At 67.8% G+C, this 5,187-nt stretch carries 3 protein-coding genes and 1 pseudogene; 2 read left to right on the forward strand and 2 right to left on the reverse strand.

Annotation, left to right across the window (positions count from 1 at the left end):
- The coding region (locus LO50_RS02835; RefSeq protein WP_044314054.1) for a DEAD/DEAH box helicase at window positions 1–3,971 on the reverse strand (3,971 nt) is incomplete at its 3' end.
- Between the two features lie 117 nt (window positions 3,972–4,088).
- Here LO50_RS02835 and LO50_RS02840 point away from each other — a divergent pair.
- Entirely contained in the window at window positions 4,089–4,394 is a 306-nt protein-coding gene (locus LO50_RS02840) for a hypothetical protein (protein ID WP_014819807.1), read from the forward strand.
- A gap of 9 nt (window positions 4,395–4,403) precedes the next feature.
- On the forward strand, window positions 4,404–5,099 hold the full coding sequence (locus LO50_RS02845; protein ID WP_044314053.1) for an SDR family oxidoreductase: 696 nt from the start codon (window positions 4,404–4,406) through the stop codon (window positions 5,097–5,099).
- A gap of 2 nt (window positions 5,100–5,101) precedes the next feature.
- Here the strand turns inward: LO50_RS02845 and LO50_RS25625 are convergent.
- A pseudogene (locus LO50_RS25625) lies at window positions 5,102–5,187 on the reverse strand (DUF1264 domain-containing protein); the annotation flags it as partial.

Consider the following 5,187-nt stretch of genomic DNA (forward strand, 5'->3'; position numbering starts at 1 on the left):
AACAGGTCGCGCCAGGGCGGCAACCAGTGCGCTTCACGCGCCAGCAGGCGCCAGCACACCACGCCGTAACGGCGCAGCAGCACACGGGCAATGTGCTCCAGCGCCTCTGCATCGAACGCCGGTGTTCTTGCCTCCTCTTCGCCCGCTCCAGACTTGCGCACCAGTGCCCAGCGGCCGGCGTCGTCCATCCCGCCGATAAAGGTACCACCACGGCTTCGTCGGGCCGTGCGCGAGCGCTTGCTCGCCGGCGCCAGCAATGCGCGCAGACCGGCGAAGCTGTCGGCGTTCACCAAACCCACCGCCACCAGCTCGCCAAGAGCATCCTCCAGTTCGCTGCGCAGCAGATGCGCGTCGTGCTGCAGCTCATCGAAGAACAGCGCGCCCTGGGCGTTCAGACATTCGAGCACCCGCTGTGCCCGTGAAGACAGCTCCGGCGCCGGCGCGTCGCTGGCCAGTGCATACCAGGCCGGTAACTGGCGCCGCGGCAGCAGCACGATCAGCGTGCCGCGTACCGGCCCGGTGCTGGCCCTGAGTCGCCCGGCCAGCCGCGTCCAGACAATGCGGCCGGAGCGGCACAGCTCGTCCAGCCAGGTGCCGCCATAATCCTTCAGGCGCGCCGGCAAGAGATCGGCTTCCCACGCTGCGGCGGCGGCCTGAAAGCCCTCCAGCTGTTCGACGACCGTGGCCAGCGCCTCGCGCCCCTGCATGCGCGTGGTCGCGGACAGATGCTGCCAGTCAGCAAGAAAGCGCATGAAATCGACACGTTCGACCGGCTCGATCTCGCGCCGCAGACGCTTGACCGTATAGCGATGGATGCGCGCCAGCAGATGCCGCTCGCACCACTCGTCCTCTACTCCGCCGGCGCTGAAACGGCCGCGCATCACATAGCCCTGACTTTCCAGGCGGATCAGCGCCATTGCGACGGCAGAGGCCGGTAACGCCAGCGGCCGCGCAATCAACGCCACCGGCAGCGGGCCGAAGCCGCTCAATCGCGCGCGGATCAGCTCGACCAGCGCGTCCTCTTCCGCGAGCGGTTGGTCGTAGCCGACGGGCGCCTGCAGATGCGGCTGGAACGGGGCCTGCGGATAGATCGCGCGCAGCAGCATCAGGCGCTCGAGCGGCAACCAGAGGAAGCGGTCGTGCGCCACCTCCATGCGCGTCGCGCGGCCGCCACGGGCCAGTTCGGCCAGCCATTCGCCCCATTGCGACTGTGCGACGGTCTCGGCTTCGGCAATGCAACCGAGCGCTGTCAGCGCCTCGTGCAACTCGTCGGCACTGCGCGCCTCGGGCCAGGCCTCCTCACACACGGCGGCGATCGCTTCCGGGTCCAGCGCGCCCAGATCGTCAGCCGACTCCGGATCGCTCCAGCGCCGCGCGAGCACCGCCTGGGTGCGGCGCTCTTCCAGCGGTGCATCGTCGAGAAAGGCGTAAGGGCGCGCGCCGAGAATCTCCATGGCCAGCGGCGACGGCGCGGGCAGATCACGCGCCAGCAGCTCGACCTGGCCGCCCTCCATGCGCCGCAGCAGCGCGAGCCAGCCTTCGCTATCCATGGCCTCGTGCAGGCAGTCATCGAGCGTCTGGCGTACAAGCGGATGATCGGGAATCTCGCGCTCGCCGACGATGTTTTCCAGGCAGGCAACCTGGTCGGGAAAGACCGTGGCCAGCAGATCGTCGCTCTTCATTCGCTGTAGCTGCGGCGCGACCTTGCGTCCGCCAGCCATGCGCGGCAACGCCAGTGCCGTGGTGGCGATCCAGCGCCAGCGCACACCGAACAGCGGCGCATCCAGCAGTGCCTGGATCAGCACCTGCTCGGCGCTGGCCGAATGCAGGTAGCGCCAGACTTCCGCCAGCGGAAAGCTGTGACTGGTGGACAGCGAAAGAATGATGGCGTCCTCGGTGGCCGCCGCCTGCAGCTCGAAGTTAAAGGTGCGGCAGAAGCGCTTGCGCAGTGCCAGCCCCCAGGCGCGATTGATGCGGCTGCCATAGGGCGAGTGAATGACCAGCTGGGTGCCGCCGGACTCGTCGAAGAAGCGCTCCATCACCAGCCGCTGCTGAGTCGGCAAGGCGCCAAGTGCGGAGCGGGCACGCGCCAGGTATTCGACGATCTGTCGCGCGGCGGTTTCCGCCAGGCCAAGGGTGCCGGTAAGCCAATCGATGGCGGGCGACAGGTCCACCCTGCCCACCGCCGCCCCCTCAGCCAACCGTTGATCGATCTCGTCACGCAGCCGCGCCACGGCAAAGGACAGCTCGTCGCTGCGCCCTGGCGCCTCGCCCAGCCAGAAGGGAATGCTCGGCGGCATGCCCTGAGCGTCTTCGACACGCACCCGCCCGGACTCGATCTTGAGGATGCGATACGAGGTGTTACCCAGCTGGAACACATCGCCGGCCAGGCTCTCCACCGCGAAGTCCTCGTTCACCGTGCCGATATTCAGCCCCTGCGGTTCCAGCAGCACGGCATAGTCGGCGTTGTCGGCGATGGTGCCGCCGGAGGTCAGTGCGGTCAGCCGGCCACCGCGCCGGCCACGCAGGCTGCGCGTCGCGAGATCACGGTGCAGATAGGCGCCGCGGGTTCCGTGGCGGGTTGTATAGCCCTCGGCGAGCATTCGCAGCAGTGCCTGGAAGGTCGCGTCGTCGACCGCGGCATAGGGCATCGCGCGGCGGAACAGCTGGAGCAACGCTTCCTCCTCCCATTCCCGACAGGCCACCTCCGCGACGATCTGCTGGGCCAGCACATCCAGCGGCGCGTGCGGGATATTCAGCGTGTCCAGCTCGCCACGACGCACGGCGTCGAGCAGCGCGGCACACTCGATCAGGTCGTCGCGGGAGCTGGGAAACAGCCGCCCCTTGGACACCCCGGCGACCTGGTGCCCGGCGCGCCCAACCCGCTGCAGAAAGGCCGAGATCGAGCGTGGCGAACCCAGCTGACAGACCAACTCGACATCACCGATGTCGATACCCAGCTCCAGCGAGGCCGTCGCGACCAGTACCCGCAACTCGCCGCGCTTGAGCTTCTGCTCGGCGCTCAGCCGCTGTTCGCGGGCCAGACTGCCGTGATGCGCAGCGACCACCTCTGCACCCAACCGCTCGGCCAGGTGGCGGGTGGTGCGCTCGGCCAGGCGCCGCGTGTTGACGAACACCAGCGTGGTGCGATGCTCGCCAGCCAGTGCCGCGAGGCGGTCGTAGACCAGCGCCCAGGCATCGTTGCTCATCACCGCCTCCAGCGGCACCGGCGGCACTTCCAGCGCCAGGTCGCGGGCGCGGCCATGGCCGATATCGACGATCTCGCACGGTCGCTCGACGCCGACCAGAAAACGCGCCACCGCATCGATCGGCTTCTGCGTCGCCGACAGGCCGACCCGCACCAGCGGCCGATTGCAGAGCGCTTCCAGTCGCTCCAGCGACAGCGCCAGATGGCTGCCACGCTTGTTGCCGGCGATGGCGTGAATCTCGTCGACGATCACGCTCTGCACATCGGCGAGCATTTCGCGCCCAGATGCCGAGCCGAGCAGCACATAGAGCGATTCCGGCGTGGTGACGAGGATATGCGGGACGCGCTTGCGCATGGCGTTGCGCTCGGCCTGCGGCGTGTCGCCGGTACGCACCGCGGTGCGGATTTCCAGCGCTGGTAGCCCCAGACGCGCCAGCTCGGCGGTGATCCCGGCGAGCGGCTCCTCCAGGTTGATATGGATGTCGTTGGACAAGGCCTTCAATGGCGAGACATAGAGCACGCGCGTCGCGTCGGCCAGGCCGCCCTCGGCCAGCCCCTGCTGCACCAGGTCATCGATGGCGGCGAGAAATGCGGTCAGCGTCTTGCCCGAGCCAGTCGGCGCGGCCACCAGGGTCGAACGACCGGCACGAATAAGGGGCCAGGCAGCCGCCTGGGCCGGCGTCGGTGCGGGAAAGCTGCGGGAAAACCAGCCCGCCACGGCGGGGTGGAAACGGCCAAGTGGATCGACGGATGACGTGGTCATGCCGACGAATATGGTGGCGCCCCGGCCTTTGCACAAGCGACAGTCGGTCGGCGGTCGGGAAACGGCCATGGGATATGGCGGTCAACTTGAAACATCCGCAACGCAACGGAGATGACCATGACCACCACCCCGCTCAGCCTCGACAACGCCATGCAACTGGCCTCGGAAGCCTTCCTGCCCTGTGGTTGCGTGACCAGCGCCAACCCCGAGGACGACAGCTTCGGCTTCACCGTGATGAACGGCAGCGGCGAGGAAATCACCCGCGTGGCGCAGGTGCGCGACTACGCCGACCCGCTGCGCATGGCACAGGTGATCGAGCAGACCCGTCAGGAGCTGATCGACAAGGGTTGCACCCTCGAACCCTGGAGCATGCCGTTCATCACCGACGACAGCGCCATTCCGGAAACCACGCCGAACTACTGAGGAGCGGCCATGAGCGATCACGTGCTGCTGATCACCGGCGCCTCATCCGGTATCGGCGCGGCAACCGCACGTCTGGCAGCGGCGGCCGGCTACCGGCTGGCGCTCGCCGCACGCTCCGAGGACAAGCTGCGGCAGCTGGTCGATGAAATCGGGCCGCAGCGCGCCCTCGCCATTCGCTGCGACGTGACCGATTACGCCGAGCAACAAGCCATGGTGCAACGCGTGCTCGATCACTACGGCCAGCTCGATGCGGTCTACGCCAACGCCGGCATCCCCGGCAGCGAGGGCGGTTTCAGCGGTGCCGATCCCGAAGTCTGGAAAACCATGCTGCTGACCAACGTCTACGGCGTCGGCCTGACCCTGCGCTGCGCGCTGGCCGCCTTGAAGGCCAGCCGCGGTCATCTGCTGCTCACCGGTTCGGCGGCCGGGCGCTTCGTCATTCCCGGCTCGATGTACAGCGCCAGCAAATGGGCGGTGACCGGGATGGGTCTGAGCGTGCGCGAAGAACTGCGCGGCAGCGGTGTGCGAGTCACTCTGATCGAGCCGGGCATGGTCGACACGCCGCTGTTCGACAAGCCGCCGACCTATGCCCTGCAACCGGAGGATGTCGGCCGCGCAGTGGTCTACGCCCTGTCTCAGCCGGCCCATGTAGACGTCAACGAAATCCTGATTCGCCCGACGCCCCCGGTCGACGGCGATCAGTAACCTCAGCGTTCATCGCTGCGCTGTTGCTGTTGTTGCAGGCGTCCCGACTCGATGATTTCCGCCCGCCCGGCCCCATCGCCGTGGCGAT

Origin of the sequence: Stutzerimonas stutzeri (assembly GCF_000935215.1) — a bacterium.
Classification (GTDB): Bacteria; Pseudomonadota; Gammaproteobacteria; order Pseudomonadales; family Pseudomonadaceae; genus Stutzerimonas.

Excerpts from the sequence above, each read along its gene's own strand:
- LO50_RS02840 (WP_014819807.1), top strand. The coding sequence starts at position 4,089 with ATGACCACCACCCCGCTCAGCCTCGACAACGCCATGCAACTGGCCTCG.
- LO50_RS02845 (WP_044314053.1), top strand. The coding sequence starts at position 4,404 with ATGAGCGATCACGTGCTGCTGATCACCGGCGCCTCATCCGGTATCGGC.